The 18835-nt window shown below is 50.0% G+C and carries 10 protein-coding genes; 8 read left to right on the forward strand and 2 right to left on the reverse strand.

Annotation, left to right across the window (positions count from 1 at the left end):
• Window positions 1-19 precede the first annotated feature (19 nt).
• The gene (locus H8B13_RS08975) at window positions 20-1030 is read left to right on the forward strand and encodes a hypothetical protein (protein ID WP_187310472.1); all 1011 of its coding nucleotides are present in this window, start codon (window positions 20-22) and stop codon (window positions 1028-1030) included.
• Window positions 1031-1433: 403 nt separating this feature from the next.
• A complete protein-coding gene (locus tag H8B13_RS21675; RefSeq protein WP_410054434.1) occupies window positions 1434-1580 on the forward strand; it encodes a helix-turn-helix domain-containing protein in 147 nt (48 codons plus the stop codon).
• Between the two features lie 306 nt (window positions 1581-1886).
• Here the strand turns inward: H8B13_RS21675 and H8B13_RS08985 are convergent, their stop codons facing one another.
• Window positions 1887-2987: an HNH endonuclease domain-containing protein gene (locus tag H8B13_RS08985; RefSeq protein ID WP_187310474.1), complete on the reverse strand. Its 1101-nt coding sequence runs from the start codon at window positions 2985-2987 to the stop codon at window positions 1887-1889.
• 72 nt (window positions 2988-3059) lie between these two features.
• Complete coding sequence (locus H8B13_RS08990; RefSeq protein WP_222841388.1) at window positions 3060-4214, reverse strand: cysteine desulfurase family protein; 1155 nt, start codon at window positions 4212-4214, stop codon at window positions 3060-3062.
• Between the two features lie 146 nt (window positions 4215-4360).
• Between H8B13_RS08990 and H8B13_RS08995 the strand changes: the two genes are divergently transcribed.
• The 6 genes from H8B13_RS08995 (at window position 4361) to H8B13_RS09020 (ending at window position 18610) form a co-directional block, all read left to right on the forward strand.
• Window positions 4361-5356 (forward strand): DUF4007 family protein, encoded by a 996-nt coding sequence (locus H8B13_RS08995; protein WP_187310476.1) that lies wholly within the window; start codon window positions 4361-4363, stop codon window positions 5354-5356.
• Window positions 5349-8816, forward strand: a complete 3468-nt coding sequence (locus H8B13_RS09000; RefSeq protein WP_187310477.1) for a hypothetical protein — start codon at window positions 5349-5351, stop codon at window positions 8814-8816. The genes H8B13_RS08995 and H8B13_RS09000 overlap by 8 nt, the downstream gene beginning before the upstream one ends.
• A gap of 57 nt (window positions 8817-8873) precedes the next feature.
• Window positions 8874-9710, forward strand: coding sequence for a phosphoadenosine phosphosulfate reductase family protein (locus H8B13_RS09005; protein ID WP_187310478.1), 837 nt, complete (start codon window positions 8874-8876; stop codon window positions 9708-9710).
• A 30-nt stretch (window positions 9711-9740) separates the two neighbouring features.
• On the forward strand, window positions 9741-11651 hold the full coding sequence (locus H8B13_RS09010) for a hypothetical protein (RefSeq protein WP_187310479.1): 1911 nt from the start codon (window positions 9741-9743) through the stop codon (window positions 11649-11651).
• A gap of 75 nt (window positions 11652-11726) precedes the next feature.
• Window positions 11727-13274, forward strand: a complete 1548-nt coding sequence (locus H8B13_RS09015) for a hypothetical protein (RefSeq protein ID WP_222841389.1) — start codon at window positions 11727-11729, stop codon at window positions 13272-13274.
• Window positions 13275-13285: 11 nt separating this feature from the next.
• A complete protein-coding gene (locus H8B13_RS09020; protein WP_187310480.1) occupies window positions 13286-18610 on the forward strand; it encodes an FtsK/SpoIIIE domain-containing protein in 5325 nt (1774 codons plus the stop codon).
• Window positions 18611-18835 lie beyond the last annotated feature (225 nt).

An 18835-nucleotide genomic window follows, 5' to 3' on the forward strand; every position in this document is an offset into this window, starting at 1 on the left:
ATCAATGTTTTTTCTCTAAATGATCCGCAATAACTATCACCCTTCACATGAAGGAACTCAGCCTGTAAGGGTACTACAACACAGCATTATTGCAGCCCTAGAGAAGACAAACCAGGAGTTCTTAGATCGATCCCATCAGTTAATCAAGCTAGGTCAGCTACACCCCGGTATCACCTATCATATCAATAGGGAGCCTATAAAGGCGATGGATTCCAATAGATCCCCCAAACAAATGCCTTATTTGCTAGGTGGAAAGGTGATTAATATCCACGAGACCTTTTTGTCTTATTTGTGGTGTATGAGTTATGTTCTAATCACTCTATATGAAGAGCAAGTAGCAAAGCCAGATCAGAATCGACAGGCTGGCAATGTAGTATATCAGATCAATAAACACCGTGTTGATAATGCTTATGCATTATTCGAATATGCTCGTTCAATTGTCATATTTTTTGATGATTGGGACCTTAGCCTGCCCAATCCAGAAATATATAACGAAACCGAAGCACAATGGATAGAGACTATTAATGGAGTGTATTCTTATGCTATTACATTTATTTTACAACACGAATTCAGCCATTCCTTCCTTGGACATCGTGCGAAAAAAGATGAACTCAAATCGAGTGGAGCTACTCAGAGTGAACAAGATGCACTGAGCAGAAAGCATGAATGGGAAGCAGATAATATGGCTATTGATGCATTGCGCCGAGGTTACCGGTTGGAGGATGCTAATGGACGTGTTATAAGTACAGAGTTAACTTCTCAAGTTGGCAATTTAGTAGGCTTGTGCTCCTTAATTTTCTTGAGTGTATCAATATCGAGCAGCACATCCCATCCGAGCCTTGCTGATAGAATAGACTCTTTAATTCAAACTTTGCAGTTAACTCCAGAAAGTCAATTGTGGGGAGTGGCCTGTGTAGCCTTCCAATTGTGGTCTCGACAGTTTGGCTACACATTAGCACTTCCTACAGCATTAGATGAGTATCAAGGGTTATATAAGATAATGCTAGCTGAAGCACGTAAAATTAAATAGCACCTTTTCCATTTATGTGAAACAACAATGGCCACCTATTTACGTGGCCATTGTTGTTTCACATTTACTACTACGATAAATCGGATTTTTCCTCCCTTAGGCACACTCAAAAATTGCGTACCGTTCTCTACATACCCAGGGGTACCGAAACCCCATGCCAACCCTGTCGAGCATACGGTATTATAAGAGTAATTTAATGAGGGAACAGTGTTGTATATTAATAGCTGCTAAAATGTATGCTTAACTTGTCTTTACAAACAGCGGATCAATGGAAAATCCCTTTGAAGCTCTTGATAGCCGGTTGCGTAACCTTGAAACATTAATCACAGAAGTACTCGAGCATCTACGAAGCAACGCCGTAGTTAATAAGTCTGAAATAGGAGGTATCGCATTGGCGCAGGAAATGACGTTTTTAAGTAAGGCTCGCCTTTATGCTTTAGTTTCCGCTCGAAAAATTCCTCATTCGAAACGTGGAAATAGACTTTACTTTAATCGCACAGAGTTGCAAGCGTGGGTTACGGCTAGTAGTCGCAACAGAATGAACAGATGAAATGTAAGCAAAAGGATAATAGCTAAGTAAGTGATGCGAAAAGCATCTTCCTTTTTTCCTTAATATTATCTCATTCTTATTGAGCGTTAGCTTTGATAGGGTATGATAGAGTATGTTTATTAATAATGCATCAAGCTATAGCACAACGCGGTTGGTGATAGCGTTTGATAGCTTTAATCGAATAAATGATAGTTAGGAGTGTAAATCTAAAAAATGTGTCATCAGATAGCTGCGGAGAATTAATTTAGATACTTATAGTATCTATAAGAGGTGAACATTTTAATTAATCAGGCCTATAAAACTATTTTAGGAAGTGGCTTTAAATACGTAAGGGTAGGAGAAACCTAAATTCTTTGCGATTTGAATGTGAGGTAGTACTTGTTTGCCGAGTACTTCATGAAACACCTGAATTGATAGCTTGCGGACATCCAATAGATGTTGCGCAAAGAGAAGGTGATAATCCTCCAGAAGTGTTGTGTGCCCTTTGTCACTATGATACTGGAAAGCCTCATACTGCAACTGGGCGTAGGCCTCAAAATACAGATCAAGTGACGGAAGCCAATTGCTTTTTGCCGAGTTAACTTCTATAGAAGTGGGAACTAGGTTCCATAGCTGATCATGGGCAACAAACGACCAAGGCAAAAAATGATCTAAGCTGAAATTAGCTTTTGTAAGCTGTTGGCCTGAATAAATACAGGTTAAGCTGCCTACGTCCGTTAAATAGGTCTTCCAAAATTTATTGGCAACAGTGAAATTCCGAGCACTTGGCTTTTCTAACTTCTCAGACAGCCCAACAACATTAGGATTATTTTTCTGCAAAAACTTGAGTAAGTGCCAATAAGTAAACCCACGTAGGATGGCATGATGCTCTTTTAGGTAGCTAAACCATGCTTCATTTAGGTAGATGGAATCATCGTCAAACCTATATAATGCTACAGAGGATTCATTCGCTAAAGCTTTAATCAGGGCATTAACTTTCTGATCTGGCAAGCCTCGTGTCTGCTCAGCAAAGAAAGGGCGAATGAAGCGGTAAGGCACCCAGTTTAACAGCACTTGGAGTTTGCTCTGCAGCACTGCTAGGTCCGCTGCTCCCTGCCGGATGGCAAGTTGCGCGAATAGGCTCGGCGCTTTGGGGCTATTGTCTACCGTAATGAAAGTTGAGATAAATCGAGCGATTGGCTGAAAACCATCCTGCTTACCAAAAGAAAGCTTAAAATAGTCTAAGGGGTACCAGGCACTAGCCAGCATCCTCAGTGATAATTCAGTCTTGGTTAAGCGCGGTTGTTCCCGCTCACGCAGACAGTCTAGAATGGCTAATAGCCAATAAAACTTATAAGAATTAGTAGTATCGCTGAAGACAGCCGCTAATTTCGAGACGTCAACCCGCCCACTTTCTGGTAATGTCATTTTTTAGGCTTGGGGTGCTATAATTTATCAAGCCAATTACTTGACGGAAGTGACTCAGTTCTAAACATGGAGTTAGTCAAGCAGTAGAGCTAATTTAGTACAGGCTGTCACGATTTGGTGGGCGGCATGCTCCACTTCATCAGCGGTGGTAAAGCGACCTAACCCAAATCGAAGCGTGCAAAAGGCATCGCTGCTTGACAAGCCGATATTTATTAATACTCGAGAGGGATCTAGGCTCCCTGCTTCGCAGGCTGAACCGGTGCTAATAGCTAAGTTTGGCAAGTTAGCGAGTAAGGCGTCTGCTTCGATGCCACTGAAAGTTAGGCTGCTGTTGTTTGGCAGGCGATTCTGCTCGCAGCCGTTGCGCCTTACAAAAGGGAGCGCGTGCAGGATACGTCCTTCCAAATCATCACGCAATTGAATTATCCGATCCCTATCTTCGCTTAGCTCAGCTTCGGCGAGGTGGCAAGCCATTCCTAATCCTATTAACAAGGGTACAGGCGTTGTACCTGGTCGTAATGCGTACTCTTGAGTACCACCACGCATCAGGGGCACCAAAGGCAACTGTTTAGCTCCACCTCGCAGAAACAAAGCGCCTACCCCCTTGGGTCCATATAACTTGTGACCGCTCAGGGAGAGTAGGTCTACCTCCCAATCAGTAACTGACACCGAGATCTTGCCTATTGCCTGCGCGGCATCACAGTGCAGTAGTGCTCCCCGCTCGTGAGCTATTGCTGCCAGACGTTGTACTGCCTGGATGGTTCCAATTTCCGAATTGGCAGCTTGGATCGAAACCAATAGAGTATCATCCGTGATGAGCTTGGTAGCTTCTTGCTCATCTACTATCCCCTTTTGGTTGACCGGCACGTAGATTATGTCCCAACCTAACTCAGCCAAATATTGGCAAGGTTCGGTTACCGATTTATGCTCTATGGCAGTGGTAACAATCCTTCGTCGCCGTCCTCCCAGTCGCTGATGTTTCTGGGCAATGCCTAGGATGGCTAAGTTATTCGCTTCCGTTGCCCCAGAGGTGAAAATAATTTCCTCGGCTTGGGCGCCTAGCAAAGAAGCAACTTCCTCCCGCGCCTGGGCCACGGCAGCAGCTGCCTGAAAGCCAAAACCATGTGGGCTCGCGGCATTGCCATAATGCGCAGTAAAGAATGGAAGCATGGCTTGTACTACGCGCGGATCACAGGCGGTGGTGGCGTGATTGTCGAGGTAAATCATCTGGAACATTCTGTAAAGCTGCAAAACTCGTGTTTGATTCGCTTACTTTTGAAGATGGAGTTGCCCAAGCTTGTTGTGCTAACCCTATGCTTTATCGTTTGGGCAACACTGCCATCATTGCTATAGAATTCCTGTTTTAGTTGACTATGCATTTTCGCTTTTCTGGACACGAGAGTTTTCCGTGTCGCTATACATGGCTACCCAAAGCCTACAGCAAACTGTGCCAAAATCCTTATTTATTCAGTGATGAGGACGAAGCCATGGTGCAGTTGGGTGTAGGCAAGAACATGGTTCGGGCCATTCGTTTCTGGGTGCAATTGGCTGGCATAGCCCAGCCCCTACCGGATCGCAAAGGCTACTCTGTTACTCCGTTTGGGCACGCCATCTTTCATCCAACGGGGTTCGATCCTTACTTAGAAGACGTACGTACGCTATGGCTTATTCACTGGAAGTTTGCCTCTCCCGTGGAGGAACCACTATTTGCTTGGTATTTCTTGCTCAACCAGTGGGCCGAACCGGAGCTTTCGCGAAGCGAAGTGCTGCGCGCGTTTAAAGCCGAAGCCGCTCGGCAGGGCCGCGACTTGTCGGAGGTTACGTTAGGGCAGCACTTTGATATTTTTTTGCACACGTATCTCCCTGCTCGAGGTCGTAAGGGTGAAGTAGTAGAAGACAACCTAGACTGCCCCCTAACAATGCTCCGGTTGTTAATCCCCGCCGGGGAGCGCTTGATCGAGGCCTCCGACGTGCGGCGTCGGGAGCCTGTTTACGCCTTCCGTCGAGACCACAAGCCCGAAATATCGGGGGCCTTGCTGGCGTATTGCCTGCACGACTTTTGGCGCATGACGCGCTCTAAAGAGGCTACCCTTTCTTTTCGGGAGGTAGCAGTAGTTCCTGGGAGCATAGGACAAATTTTCAAGCTTTCGGAGCAGGACTTGCGCGACCGGCTGGAGACGTTACGCGAGGACTCGCAGGGCATGCTGGACTACCAATCGTCCGCGGCCCTACCACGCGTGGTAAAAAATTACCAATGGAGCACCACGGTGGACTTAAGTGAAGCGGCCTTACTAGCTAATGTGTACGGCCGTAGCTGGGAAGATTATTTCGCCACCCAACCGGTGGCAATAGAAGAAAATCATGCTTGATATTACCATTCCTCAGTTATTTAAAGTGCAAGGGCGGTTTCTGCGCTCTACCCATCTGGAGCGGGATTGGAACGATCCTGCGGCCTTACAGGATTATGTGCTGACCACGCACGCGAAACAGAATTTAACGCGGCTTGCCGCGGGCTTGGCTCCCCAGTCAGGCCTACGGGCTTGGCGCATCACGGGAGACTATGGCTCTGGCAAGTCATCTTTTGCGCTTCTGCTGGCCAATGTGCTTTCTTCTCGCCGCTTGGAGCTTCCCATGGCCTTGCAGAATGGCTTGGACAGTGCAGAGTTCTCAGCCACCAATGCTAAGACGCTGCTACCAGTGCTCATTACCGGCAACCGGGAATCCTTGGGCTTAGCTATTGTTCGGGGTCTTCGGCAAACGTTACTGCAATTTAAGGAGCAGGAAGCGTCAGTGAGCCTACTAGGTAAGTTGCACATAGCCCTAAAAAGTGGAACTGTTAGTGACGCTCGAGTTATCAAGTTGGTGCAAGCCGCCCATGAATATGTCGTCCAAAATGAAGCAGCACAGGGCATTCTCCTCGTGCTAGATGAAGCCGGCAAGTTTTTGGAGTATGCCGCTATGTACCCTGACCGGCAGGACGTTTACTTGTTGCAAGGGTTAGCCGAATTGGCCGCTCGTAGTGGTGCTTCGCCGCTATTGGTCGTTTTGCTGTTGCATCAAGGTATAAGCGGGTATGCGGAAAGCCTATCTCAAACCCAGCAGCGGGAATGGGAAAAAATTGCCGGCCGCTACGAAGAGCTTACCTGGCATCAACCCGTAGAGCAGGTGGCGGAACTCATCGCAAGCGCGTTGAATACTCAGCTTTCGGTAGCGCCTTTGTCGGCTTTAAGCCGAGCTAAGCAGGACATGCAGGAAGCTTTGCGGGTGCGTTGGTATGGTAATGTTACACACCATAAGCTGCTAATCAACATTGCTGCGCGCCTCTACCCACTGCACCCAACGGTGCTGCCACCACTCGTGCGATTGTTTTCCACGTTTGGCCAAAATGAGCGCTCTCTGTTTTCGTTCCTTTTAGGCAGTGAGCCGTTCGGGATGCAAGACTTCGTCGAACGCACCGAAGGCAAGCAATTCTTCCGCCTTCACGACTTGTTCGATTATGCACGCAGTGCCTTTGGACAGAAGCTGCACCTACAGAGCTATCGTAACCACTGGAAGGCCATTGAAGGTGTCGTTACCACGTATCGGGGGGACAACCAGTTAGAACTTGCCGTACTCAAGACCATTGGGCTACTGAACGTGCTTAATGTGGAGGACCTGTTGGCTACGGGCGAAACTTTAGAGCTAGCGTTACCAGACCGGGACGAGGTCAAGGCTACGATTCAGCAGTTAAAAAGCCACCACCTGCTTTATTTCCGCGGGGCTGCCGGGGGATATAGCCTCTGGCCGCATACCAGCGTAAATCTAGAAAACGCGAAGGTTGAGGCGGGGCGGGCCCTTGGGCCCATTGCGAAGGTCACAGGTTTTGTGCGTGATAGGCTAGATGTGCGACCTTTGGTGGCGCGGCGGCACTACATTGAAACGGGTACCCTACGCTACTATGAGCTGGTCTATGCTGATGTTGCTTCGCTGCCCAGCCAATTGACACTTTCCGCGGCTTCGGACGGGCGCATTCTGGTGCCCTTGTGCGAAACACCGGAGGAAGAACAACGAGCTCTGGCCTTTGCTCAGGCGGAGCCTGTAGCGCAGCGACCCAATATTTTGGTTGCAGTCCCCAAGCCTCTACAAGGATTGGCCCCAATACTAGATGAAGTGCGGCGGTGGGAGTGGATTGAGCGTAACGTACCCGAGTTGCAACACGATAATTACGCGCGGGAAGAAGTAGCCCGGCAGTTGGCTGCCGCCCAACAGCTGCTCAGCGAGCATCTACAGCTGGCCGTAGGTATGATGAACTCCACGGGGGAACACGGCCTGCGTTGGTTTCGTAAGGGAAATCTAATTCACCAGGTACAGAATGGTCGCGACGTGATGCTGCTGCTCTCCACCGTGTTTGATGAAGTATACCACGCGGCGCCCCGCATTCAAAATGAGTTAATCAACCGCCGGTCCATTTCTTCGGCCGCAGTTTCTGCGCGTGGTCGCTTGTGTGAGCAATTATTCGAATCGCCCACCAAACCTCTTCTGGGTATGGAGGCAGGTAAGACGCCCCCAGAGATGTCGATGTACCTGTCGGTACTGCGGAGTGCAGGCCTGCACCGTGAGACGGAGGTGGCTGGTGTGTGGGAAGTTGCCTTGCCCCCTTCCGACCAAGATGAGCATCAGGGTCGGGTAGTGCCCACTTTCGAACGGATTCGGCAGGTGCTGCAGCAGACAACAGATGCGCGTGTACCTGCTATGGCCATTTACGACGCATTGCGGGAAGAGCCCTTCGGAATTAAGGAAGGTCTAATTCCTTTACTGTTAGCGGTTTTTGCAACCATGAACGAGCAAGAGCTTGCTTTCTACGAAGACGGCTCTTTCATTCCTCGTATTACAGGCTCCAACTTCCTGCGCTTGACAAAGGCACCGGAAACCTTCGAGATCCAGTTCTACCCCATTAACGGTATCCGCACGGAGCTCTTTCACACCTTGACCCATGCGCTTCAATTAAACCCGAAGAACGCGACTCAGGTGGACCTATTGGACGTAGTTAAGCCGCTGTTAACGTTCATGGCTAATTTGCCGGTTTACACCCTGAAGACTTCTCGTCTGACGCCTATCACGAAGAGTGTACGCACCGCCTTGCAGGCAGCGCGGGATCCCGTTAGGCTATTGTTTCACGACCTACCCCAAGCCTGCGGCTTGGAACCGGTCGTGCAAGAGGAGGAAAACCAAGCTCAGCACGTGGAGGCCTTCGCACAAGCGCTCAAGATTGCAGTGGACGAGCTGCGGGGAGCCCATCCCGGCCTGTTACATTACATAAAGGATAAACTGCACAAGGAATTTCTGCAGTCGGGTTCCTTCGAGACGGTTCGCCATGTGCTGGCCCCCCGTGCTACCTCTGTTGCAGGATTTGTCACAGAAGCGCGGCTAAAGAGCTTTTGCTTAAGGTTAGCCGATACCAAATTAACCGAAATCCAGTGGCTAGAATCCTTGGGCAACTTGGTATGTGCAATGCCCCCAGCTAAGTGGAAGGATGCTGACGTGTACAAGTACGAGCAGGAGATTCATAACCTAGCCGCGCAGTTCAAGCGGGTTGAAGCCATTGTCTTTCATCGTCGCAAGCACCACGATATTGCCGAAGGCGAGTCAGTGCGTATTGCTTTGACCCAGCCTAACGGGCAGGAGCGAGGCCAAGTCATTCACCTTTCACCGGGCGAAGTTGCACAAGCTCAGGATTTGGAAGGAACCATTGCTACGTTATTGCGCAATACGGGTCGGGTTGGCATGGCGGCAGCATCTCGTGCATTATGGCAGTTATTAGAAGTAAACGAAACTCAGGAAGAAAGCTAGGATGCGAACGATCAGACTCGCGCATAATCTTTCTAAATTTATATTATCTTGGCCACCGTGGAAAACAACCAATCTTTAAAACCGCATTTCCGACATATCCTTAGCTTATCGGGAGGGAAAGACAGTGCCGCATTAGCTATTTACATGCGCGACCGGATCCCAGAGATGGAATATGTATTTCACGATACGGGCAAGGAGCTACCCGAAACCTACGATTATTTAGGACGCTTAGAAGCCCTGTTGGGTAAGCCCATTCACAAGAGTACCGAAGAGAACGGGGACTTTATTGGCTTTGATCAGCTGCTTAAAATTTATGGGGGCATGCTGCCTTCCAATCACCGACGTTGGTGCACGCGCATGATGAAACTCAAGCCCTTCGAACGGTTCATCGGTGAGGACTTCTGCTACAATTACGTGGGCTTGCGGGCCGACGAAAACCGCGACGGCTATATTAGCCACAAGCCCAACATCAAGCCCATATATCCTTTTCGGGAAGATGGACTAGTCAAGGTGGACATCGAGCGAATCTTAGAAGAATCCGGTTTGGGTATGCCTCCTTACACACAATGGGGGAGAACGCGCTCCGGGTGCTTCTTTTGCTTTTACCAGCAAAAGATTGAATGGGTGCGCTTGAAAGAAGCACACCCTGATTTGTTCGAAGAAGCTAAAGATTACGAAAAGCCAGGTAAGACGGCTACCACTGTCTTCTACTGGTGCGGGGATGAGCCGCTAGCTGAACTTGAAAAGCCCGAGCGGATGGCCCAAATTATTCGGGAGCATGCGGCAGCGCAGGAAAGAAAGCGACTGAAAGCGCCTAACAAAAGCTTGTTACATATCTTGGGGGGAGTAGACGATTACGAAGAGCGCAATGGATGTTTAATCTGCCAACTATAGCAACACTACTAACTCTTATCTAATTTATTCGTGTCCCATTCCGATATCCAGCTTCAAGCGGCTGGCAAGGCCCCTCGTGCCTATGAATTAGCTCAAAAATGGATTCGCTTCGTCCGAAAATACGGGCCCATCCCCGCCAACGACTCCGCTTTCGAAGAACATACTGGCCGCGCGGCGCAGTACGCTGGCGTGAAGCCCATCAGTTTCACGCATCCCCGTTTTGCGGAGGTACTGGCCTGCTTTACAGAAGGCACTATGCTGTCGGTAATCCTCACAGGAACAGCCGGGGATGGCAAAACCCATTTGTGCAGCAAAGTTTGGGAGGCCATGCAGGGAGATCCTGCTACTTGGCAATCTAATGAGGCATACATTAGCCTAACCTTGCCAACCGGCGCTCGGCTGCACGTAATTCGCGATTTAAGCGCCTGGGTTCCCCAACAGGGGGAAGGCTGGGAACCATCCCAACAAACCCTGTTGGAAACCTTCTCCCGCGGCTTGTTCACGCCCAACGATGAGGATTACTTCTTAATTGCAGCCAACGACGGGCAGTTAATCGAAACGTGGCGGCGGCTACCTATTTCCCCGGAAGTTGAGCAAGCCCGGACCTTATTTGAGCAATTGCTAGTAGAAGATCAAGATGCTCACCCAGGTGTGCAGCTACGCTTTTTCAATCTCTCTCGTGGCTCTTCTGCCGAATTGTTTGACCATGCTGTTGTAGCCTTCTTGGAACACCCTGGCTGGCGCCTGTGCTTCGAAGGTGAAAATACTGAGCTGCCTGCATTTGGGGACCAGTCGCCAATCCGTCGCAATTACGAACTCTTACAGACGCCCTTGCTTCGGCAACGCTTGCGGGATTTGCTGGAGCTCTGCGACTACAACGACTTACACATTCCCATTCGAGAGATCCTAGCACTGCTCGTGAATGCTGTGCTGGGCCACCCCAAGTGCAAAGACCGCCTGATGGTCGCCACCGATGTAGCCACCATCATCAAAGAGGGAACTGTTTCCCAAGCCAGCATCTATAATAATTTGATCGGCGGCAACTTACGGGAAAACCGCCGGGAAAGCATTGGAGTATTCAATTATTTGGATCGGTTCCGCTTAGGGCACGAAACGACAAACCGCATTGACTCCTTGTTGATATTCGGCCAGGCGGATAATTTGCTACGTCCTTACTATGACCGGTTTCTCGGTAACGATACCTTCTATGGGGCGGATAAAGCCTACCAAGTAGCGCAGAGTAATTATGTAGAGTCAGCCGATGAAGACCTGAGCAACAATCGGTTTCTTGAGATGTTGGTGGTTCAGCGGCGCGCCATATTTTTCAAGATTCCCACCGAGGAGGCGCAGGACTTACACTTGTGGGATTTAACTGTTTTTCGCTTCGCGGGGGAGTACCTAGAGAAGGTTGTGCGCATGTTGAAGCCCCCAGGGAGGGGACGCGTAGATCGCCACATTCTTAACCGGTTAGTGCGGGGGCTCAACCGCATCATCATTGGCATGCTTGTCACCAACGACCGTAATCTTTGCTTGGGGACTAGCCTGCAATCTACTGGTGCCAAAGTGTCGCGCATCTACGAGGACTCCATTTCCGTGGTTCCCAGCAAAGGGGAACGGGTAGAGATCATATGGCAGGGTACCAAACCAGCCTTGCAAGTGACACTTGCCAATAATATCAGTGAAGCCTTTCCGCTGAATTTGGTGCGCTACGAGTTTTTATCCCGGGTAGCGGAAGGAGCACTACCAAGCAGCTTCTCTAAGGAGTGTTATGAGGATGTGCTCTCGTTTAAAAGTCGTCTGCTGACAGCCTTGAAAAAGCGCCGCAAAGAAGACAATGCGGAAGGTGAAATCATGCTCAGCTTTCAGCGCTTGCGCTTGGATGAGAACGGTAACCCCGAGCACCGGGTGATCCAAATTGCGATGCCAAACCAATCAATTTGAAGTCCATAATGAGCCGCAAGTTAAGAGGCTGCTCTCTAAAGCGCTTTAGCAAATTATCAATTATATATCTTTAAAATGCTCGAACCTCTACCTAGTGAAATAACTGTTGATCGTCCCCCCCAAGGGCATTACTCTACCATTTCCCTGTGGTTGGACGAACAGATTTGGGGGCACCGTATCTATCCTCAAGCTCCGTGGTTGCTGTTTTTGGAATGCTTAACGGTAGCTGAGTACTTCCACAGAAGGAATTCCTTATTAAACGAACAAGGAAGATTCTATCCCTTAGTATTTCGTCCGTTCCGCCGCATGTACTTGCGCAACATTCTGTGGAACAACGACATCATTAAGAGCATGGAGGATGAAAGGTTAGACTCTAACTCCAGCTGGGTAAAGTGGCTCGATTGGATGCAGGAGCACGCCCAAAACCTCACGGAGAACAACTTTTCCTATTTAAAAAGCCGGTTTGAGCGTTTTAGCGACTTTGCTTTTCTTGTCGGTATGTTGCGAGATGCGTCCGTAGAAGGCGAAAGCAACAAACGCTGGACGTCGCGTTTCCTGTTCCCTTTCGGTGCAAACGCCATCTACGAAGACCAAACATTGGATGGCAAGCGCGACTATATCAACTTCTCTCGGACTGGGGAGTTGATGTACTTGATGCTGTGCCGTAGTTCGGCTGCAGATGCCCTACGGCCGCATTTGACGCAGTTTCTTCAAGGCGACAACGAGTGGAACGCTTTGCTGCAAGTTCTGGAGCCAGAGCCTGAAGAAACGGGCATGGAACGCAAAAATAGTTACTTGCCCTACAAGCAACATCCGTGCTTTGATGCTTTGGGCAAGGATTGGCTGCACCTGTTCGAATTGGGCTTACCCAATTTCGATGCTCTTAACCATCTGGTGACCCTAGGTGCTTTTCATGTGCTGCTTTACCAATTGCACGTATCTGCTTACTGGACTGGGCGACAGAAACCCTTGGTGTTCTTATGCGAGGTGGTCGCCCCTAAGAAGACGTTGGTGCGCGAAGCTTCCATTATCAACTTTCAAGAAAACAACAGTCTTTCTGGGGAGGCCATCCAAGCTTACTTAAGCCAGATGCAGGCTTCTATAGAGTGGCAAGAAGCACTGGGCTTGCCCACCCCCGTTGATGCATTTACCAAGTGTTTGGACATAGTTAAACGGGAGATCTGGTGGGAAGACTTAAACGAATATAACGAAAGTCATGACCCCGAGGCATTGCTAAATTTCCTGCGGGACCTCGCTCAGCAGCGCCACCAACAGCACGCTGGGGAAGTACACCGCGCCTATGGTCGAGCCCTTGGACTGGTCTCCCGGCGCGGCACGAACAAGTACCGGTATGCCCCCACGGATGGTTTTCTAAAGACGCTGATCTTTGCCAACGTAGCCCACCGCATGGAGCTTAAGGAATTCTTCCGCCTTTTGTTCGAGCGCTACGGCTTGGTGTTTAGTGAGCGCGAAGCCATGCAAGTCATACCTGAGGATGAATTTGATCCTAAGCCCTTTGCGGCCAATGCTGCCAGGCTCGAATCACGCTTAAGTAGCTTGGGATTATTGCGCAGATTATCTGATGGTTGTGCCTATATTATTAATCCGCACGGACGGGCTTAACATTTTTTAACATGGAAACTACCCTTGTTAGCGAGCCTATAACGTTAAGTCTTACGTTAACTCCTGCTACTCTCATTGGGCACGTCGCAGCCTTGTATTTGGCCAAGCGCCTACGCGGCAACGAGGGAGAAACAGGCACCGCGCGCTTTATCCTTGACCAACTGAAGGGAGAGCAAATGGCAGCTATAGCCCGGGCCGTGCTGGACGACGAGTACCTGGCCCCGCGCGTAAAAATTCAGCTCCCCCAGGGCAAAGTAGCACCTTATGCGCGTGAGTACAATTTACCGGATGACACTCTAACCACGCTGCGTGCTACATTCTTGCGCAATGCGCAATGCGAGCTGCCGGCTTTGCTGTTAGCCAATACCGGAGATGACGAAGCACAATCTCTGCAGCTCATTGAACCTATTGGCTCGACCGCTTTACTCGCCCAAGCACCCTTATGGGTAGAAGTGGCCGCCCAGGAGTTAGGCCTATCCAATGAGCAACTGGAAGTATGGGCGCGAATCCTGCGGGCGTTGATGGAACTCAACATTCGCTCTTTACCCCACATTGCCGAGTACGTACTGCGCACGCGGCAGGAAATTGCGCTAGAAGGTCACCCGCTTTTGCAGGCTCTTGGAGCAGCCCTGCCCGCCTTAGCCATTCCCCGTGATACTCAGTTGTTCGTCGGCCTGCCTGAGAAGTTTCATACGCAAGCATCACGCTGGAAGGCGCTGTTTGCGGAAGTACAGAAAAAACGGGCTTCTTACCTGCGCAAGATAACGCCGACACAAGCGCTGCTTACTGCTGCGAACCTGCGCAACTCCTTCAAAAACGTGCGCGATGCCATTCCTGAGTCCCACTACGATACTATAGAGGCCTTTATTACCTCTGATGGGCAGTGGAATGAAGCAGCAAAAGAGTTGGCAGAATTTGAATGGGAAGTCATCAAGCCTTTGTTCGACGGGTTACGCCGCGAAAAACTTAACTTAGGGCAGCTGACCACCAACTTTTTTGATGAGCGTGATCCGGACTTACTTTCTAAAGATGAGCGCGCCTACCTGGAGGGTTTAACCAAGCGCAACCCCTCTACGGCTACTGACGAAGACCGCCAATTCTATGAGTTGCACCGGCACCAGATCAGCGACAGCCGGCTATTGAAAGCTGCTTGGGATAAGTTCGCTTTTGGCCGTCCACAAGAAAACGAAGATTTTCTTGCAGGACTGGCTTTGTGCTTGGAGCGACTAACGGTGGAAGACAACAGCACAAACCGTATCTTGAAAGTCCGCTTGGATGCCAAAACCAAAGGGGACTTTCGTAAACTCAATGTGGAAGCTGGCGTTTATTTCGCTACCCGATACAAGGGGTTGCCGGCGCTGTTAGGAAGTAATGTAGTGTGGGAAGTAGGAGAGTTGTGGAATTTCCCGTCCCTGGTTGAAGACTGGAAAAAGCAATCGAAATACTCACGTAACCGCTCGGAAGCTAAGGCCGCCTTGCAGCTTAAGTTTACACTGGAGCTGCAGATGGACTCTGTTACCCAAACAGGACAAGCCAGTGGGCACACGACTTCGCCAACTCAACTTATTTGGACCTTCAGCCCTAACAAAGTCACCCGCGAATTTGCCGGAGATTGGGAGCGCCTGACCTCTCATCCCCTCGTACAGTGCCGCGTTGGCCGGGAGACAGTCAGCGCCAAGGGACGCTTTCAATCGGTTAATATCAACGATGTTCGCACCTTGACGCCAGCTTTCGGGCAGAATCGCGGCTCTTTCGTGAGCACGTATAAGGGCGCCGAAAACCTGGCTACGAAATGGGAAACAAACCTGAAAGAGGCACGGCGGGAAGAGCTGATCAGCCAAGTCGTGGAGCAGGAGCTTAAAGGTTTGTGGTCTGTATTTAAATCAGAGTATTCCCAAGCTATTGTTGAATTCTCGACATTGGGTCTAGCCAGTCCGAAGCTGCTGACTCAAGTGCAAGCCTATGCTGCGCTGCTGACCTCCTTGTGCCAGAAAGCACTGGGCGACAAGAACCGCACGTTGCTATTGCAGCCCTTGCTTCGCATTGGCTCAGTAACGGTGCAGGGTGACACTTCCTCGGAGATAATTGCCCCCTGGCACCCACTACGGATGGCGGCCATGGCGATTAAAGCCCAACGCGTTGGCACCCTGATCAAAGACTATTTAACTAAAAAGGAAGTCCGCTTTGGGGATGCAGGCCGGTTATACTTCAAAGACTTACGAGACGAACTTGCGCATGCGTTTTATCCGGAAGTGGTGCTGGGACGTTACGAAAGTCGCCCTGAGCTGCTGGCCTTAGTCGATACCTGCGGTGACTATACGTTGCACGAATCGCCCGTGGCCGGACTCACGGAAACCAGTGACAACCCCGCCGAGGCTTCGAAGCGGGTGGCCGAATTGGTGGACCGATACCTTACCCTGCAGCCTCACGAAAGCGCTAATCTATCGGTGGTCCTCTATAACTGCGACTCGGCGCGCTTGCCTCAGGCCGTGGTAGATCGCATTGGCGCAATGCATGAGGAAGACGAAGATGTACGGTGCCAAATTGTGCTGCGGCACAATGACCCAAGCAAGCTGCACCCTTTGTATGAACGCATCGTAGAGGCCTCCGACACCGACCCAGACGCTTATAGTACTAGCGAAGCTACCCGCGATTTTATGGCCCGGCTGCGCATTGGTATTTCCGCGGATCAGGCACCAGCACCCAACGAACAGGAAGGGAGACCCAACGACATTGTGTTCCTACAGGACGTTATTGCGCGTCACGCTACGGTAGAGTGGCACAAAGAAAATGCCCAAATAATACCGCTACAAACCTTAGTCCCCGCGCAGTGGTCACGGCGACGCCCTGCGCCTTCCGGGGACATGAAGTCTGTAGTATACCTGTGCTGCCCAGCTCAAAGTGCAGAAGGCTGGGCGTATCTAACGGCGATCACTTCTTTTTTGCGCGGTAACTGGGATGGGGACACAACACAGCGCTTGCTGCCGGCTCGGCAGCTTGACTTCCAAGACCCGGAAATGAGCCACATTTTCAACGAAACCCACAATTTGGGTAATTGGGTTGTCAATTACGATGAACTGCTGGACCGTCGCCAGCTCATAGACCGCAAGATTAGCGTGATTCGCTATAAGCAATCTACCACGCAAGGGCGCAGCTTGATTGTTTCATCCACGGCTTCCCTGGGTTTGTTGCGGTCTATGGTACAAAGGCGTATTAGTAGTCTTCATCTTGAGATGCCTAAGGAGGCGCAGCTCGAATTAACGGAGCAGTTCATTCAGGACGCCAATAAAATTTCTGGGGACATTGTGTTGCGCGCGGCGCGGCGTGGCAGAAGTGCCAGTGAGTTAATGGGTGTAGTGTTGAGTAGCTACTTGATACGCCATGAAATGCAGGAATATGGAGGCAGCACCGGGGGCTACTTCGGGTGGTATTTCCTGGATGACTATGCCGAGTGGCTAGGCCAACGGGAGGAACAGCTAGCTGATATTCTTATGCTTAGCCCCAGTAGAGGAGAAAGCGGAGAGCTACGGTTAACTATCATCGTCAGTGAGGCGAAATTCATTGACCGAGGAGGCCTGATTGCCGGTTCCAGAAATTCCCGCAACCAGCTGCGCGACACGCTCAAGCGCATGCACGAGGCCCTGTTTGAAACGCCTGCACGCTTAGATCGCACATTATGGTTGGCTCGACTTTCAGATTTAATTCTTGATGGAGTGCAGTTCCCAGCTGGAGCTAATATTAACTTGGCTGACTGGCGTATGGCCATTCGTCGAGGTGAATGTCAAATCAGTCTGCGGGGTTACTCCCACGTGTTCGTTTCCGGCCCGGATGAGGATTCCCTTGACGTGGATTTTAGCACGATCACGGAGGTGGAAAACGCCTATCAGGAGGTATTTAGCTGGGACCAAGTACGTGATTTGGTTACTTTATACTCAAAGAATGGTAATCCCATGCCTTTGCGGCGCCTCAATCGGGATACTGCAATTTGGGAGGTACCAACATTTGTTAAGCCTCCTAGCGACCTCGAGACTACACCAACCATAACGATAGCCACTGTAGGTTCGGCATCCTTACCAACTAACGAAACCCAAACAGGCGTGCAGCAAGCGGGAGAAACGAGCTCGGTAGGGGAAACTTTAACGTCAATTGGTAGCTCTACTGAGGAGGCGCCCCTTGTGAGTAGTGGGGCCACGTGGGCTTACCCGGCTATCCAGGGGATATTGCCAGCTAGCAACGCAATAAAGCCGGAAGACGCAGATGACCTAGCCTGGCTTACTTCCGTTGGTCAGCGTACAAAGGCCGCGCTGCAAGGGTTTAATCTGCAAGCCAAGCTGTTAAAAAGTAAGCTTACGCCCAATGCAGCTTTGCTGACTTTTCAAGGCAGCGCCAACCTGACCGTAGATCAAGTGCTAAAAAAGCAAGTGGAGTTTAAAACCACTTATGGATTAAGCCTTGTTTCCGTGCGGCCCGAAGCCGGCGCTATTTCTCTAGCCATTGAGCGGCCACAACGGCAGCTCGTGCGGTTGGAAGACATCTGGAGTCGTTGGCAGCCTTCTTCTGATAATGGCAATCAGGACCTTGCTATTGCCATTCGCGAGGATAATGGCGAAATTCTCATGCTTTCCCCTCAGAAAAATGCGCCACACTCCTTGATTGCAGGCTCAACAGGCAGTGGTAAGTCGGTATTAGTACAGAACATCATTTTATGCATCGCGGCGACTAACACGCCGGCTCAGGCGCAAATCGTGCTCATTGATCCTAAGCAAGGCGTAGACTACTTTGCATTGGAGCCTTTACCTCACATCAAAGGGGGGCGCATCATTGACGAGCGAGAGACAGCTTTAGAGGAATTGAATGCACTGGTGGACGAAATGGAGGCCCGCTACAAACGATTCAAGGCTGCGCGCGCGGCTAACATTACAGCTTACAATAAAAATGTAGGGGCAGATGATCGATTACCGGTTATTTGGTTGATCCACGACGAATTTGCGGATTGGATGCAGGTAGAAGATTATAAGCAACAGGTCACTGCCATAGTTGCTCGCCTAGGTGTCAAAGCCCGGGCAGCGGGTATATATCTAGTATTTGCAGCCCAACGTCCAGAAGCCAACGTCATGCCGATGCAGCTTCGCGCCAACTTGGGAAACCGGTTGATTTTACGCGTCGATTCTGAAGGCACTTCAGAGATCGCCTTGAGTGCCAAAGGTGCTGAACGTCTCTTAGGTAAAGGCCATATGCTTGCTCGATTAGAAGGGCACAATGATCTGGTTTACGGGCAAGTACCATACCTGCAGGAGGAAGTTATTGAAGCGCTGGTGCGAATTATTTCGTCCTAAGAACCTGCCGATAAACCTGTCGTCCCGGCTAGGTGATAAAATATGTCACCAATTAACTGGGGTGATAGGTTTATCTGCATCTGTCATAAAGAGTGTCCTCAAGAGCCAGTAGCTCAAGAAGAGTAGGATTAATTACAGTAGCTATAGAATCGTAAGTAAAAGCAAGCGTTTTACTTGCTTCTGCACATATTGTGTTAGGGGCAGTACCCGCAATCCTTTTAGCTG

Source organism: Hymenobacter sp. BT188 (genome assembly GCF_014333585.1).
In the GTDB taxonomy this organism is placed as follows: Bacteria; Bacteroidota; Bacteroidia; order Cytophagales; family Hymenobacteraceae; genus Hymenobacter.

Excerpts from the sequence above, each read along its gene's own strand:
- H8B13_RS08975 (WP_187310472.1), top strand. The coding sequence starts at position 20 with ATGATCCGCAATAACTATCACCCTTCACATGAAGGAACTCAGCCTGTA.
- H8B13_RS21675 (WP_410054434.1), top strand. The coding sequence starts at position 1,434 with ATGACGTTTTTAAGTAAGGCTCGCCTTTATGCTTTAGTTTCCGCTCGA.
- H8B13_RS08985 (WP_187310474.1), bottom strand. The coding sequence starts at position 2,987 with ATGACATTACCAGAAAGTGGGCGGGTTGACGTCTCGAAATTAGCGGCT.
- H8B13_RS08990 (WP_222841388.1), bottom strand. The coding sequence starts at position 4,214 with ATGATTTACCTCGACAATCACGCCACCACCGCCTGTGATCCGCGCGTA.
- H8B13_RS08995 (WP_187310476.1), top strand. The coding sequence starts at position 4,361 with ATGCATTTTCGCTTTTCTGGACACGAGAGTTTTCCGTGTCGCTATACA.
- H8B13_RS09000 (WP_187310477.1), top strand. The coding sequence starts at position 5,349 with ATGCTTGATATTACCATTCCTCAGTTATTTAAAGTGCAAGGGCGGTTT.
- H8B13_RS09015 (WP_222841389.1), top strand. The coding sequence starts at position 11,727 with ATGCTCGAACCTCTACCTAGTGAAATAACTGTTGATCGTCCCCCCCAA.
- H8B13_RS09020 (WP_187310480.1), top strand. The coding sequence starts at position 13,286 with ATGGAAACTACCCTTGTTAGCGAGCCTATAACGTTAAGTCTTACGTTA.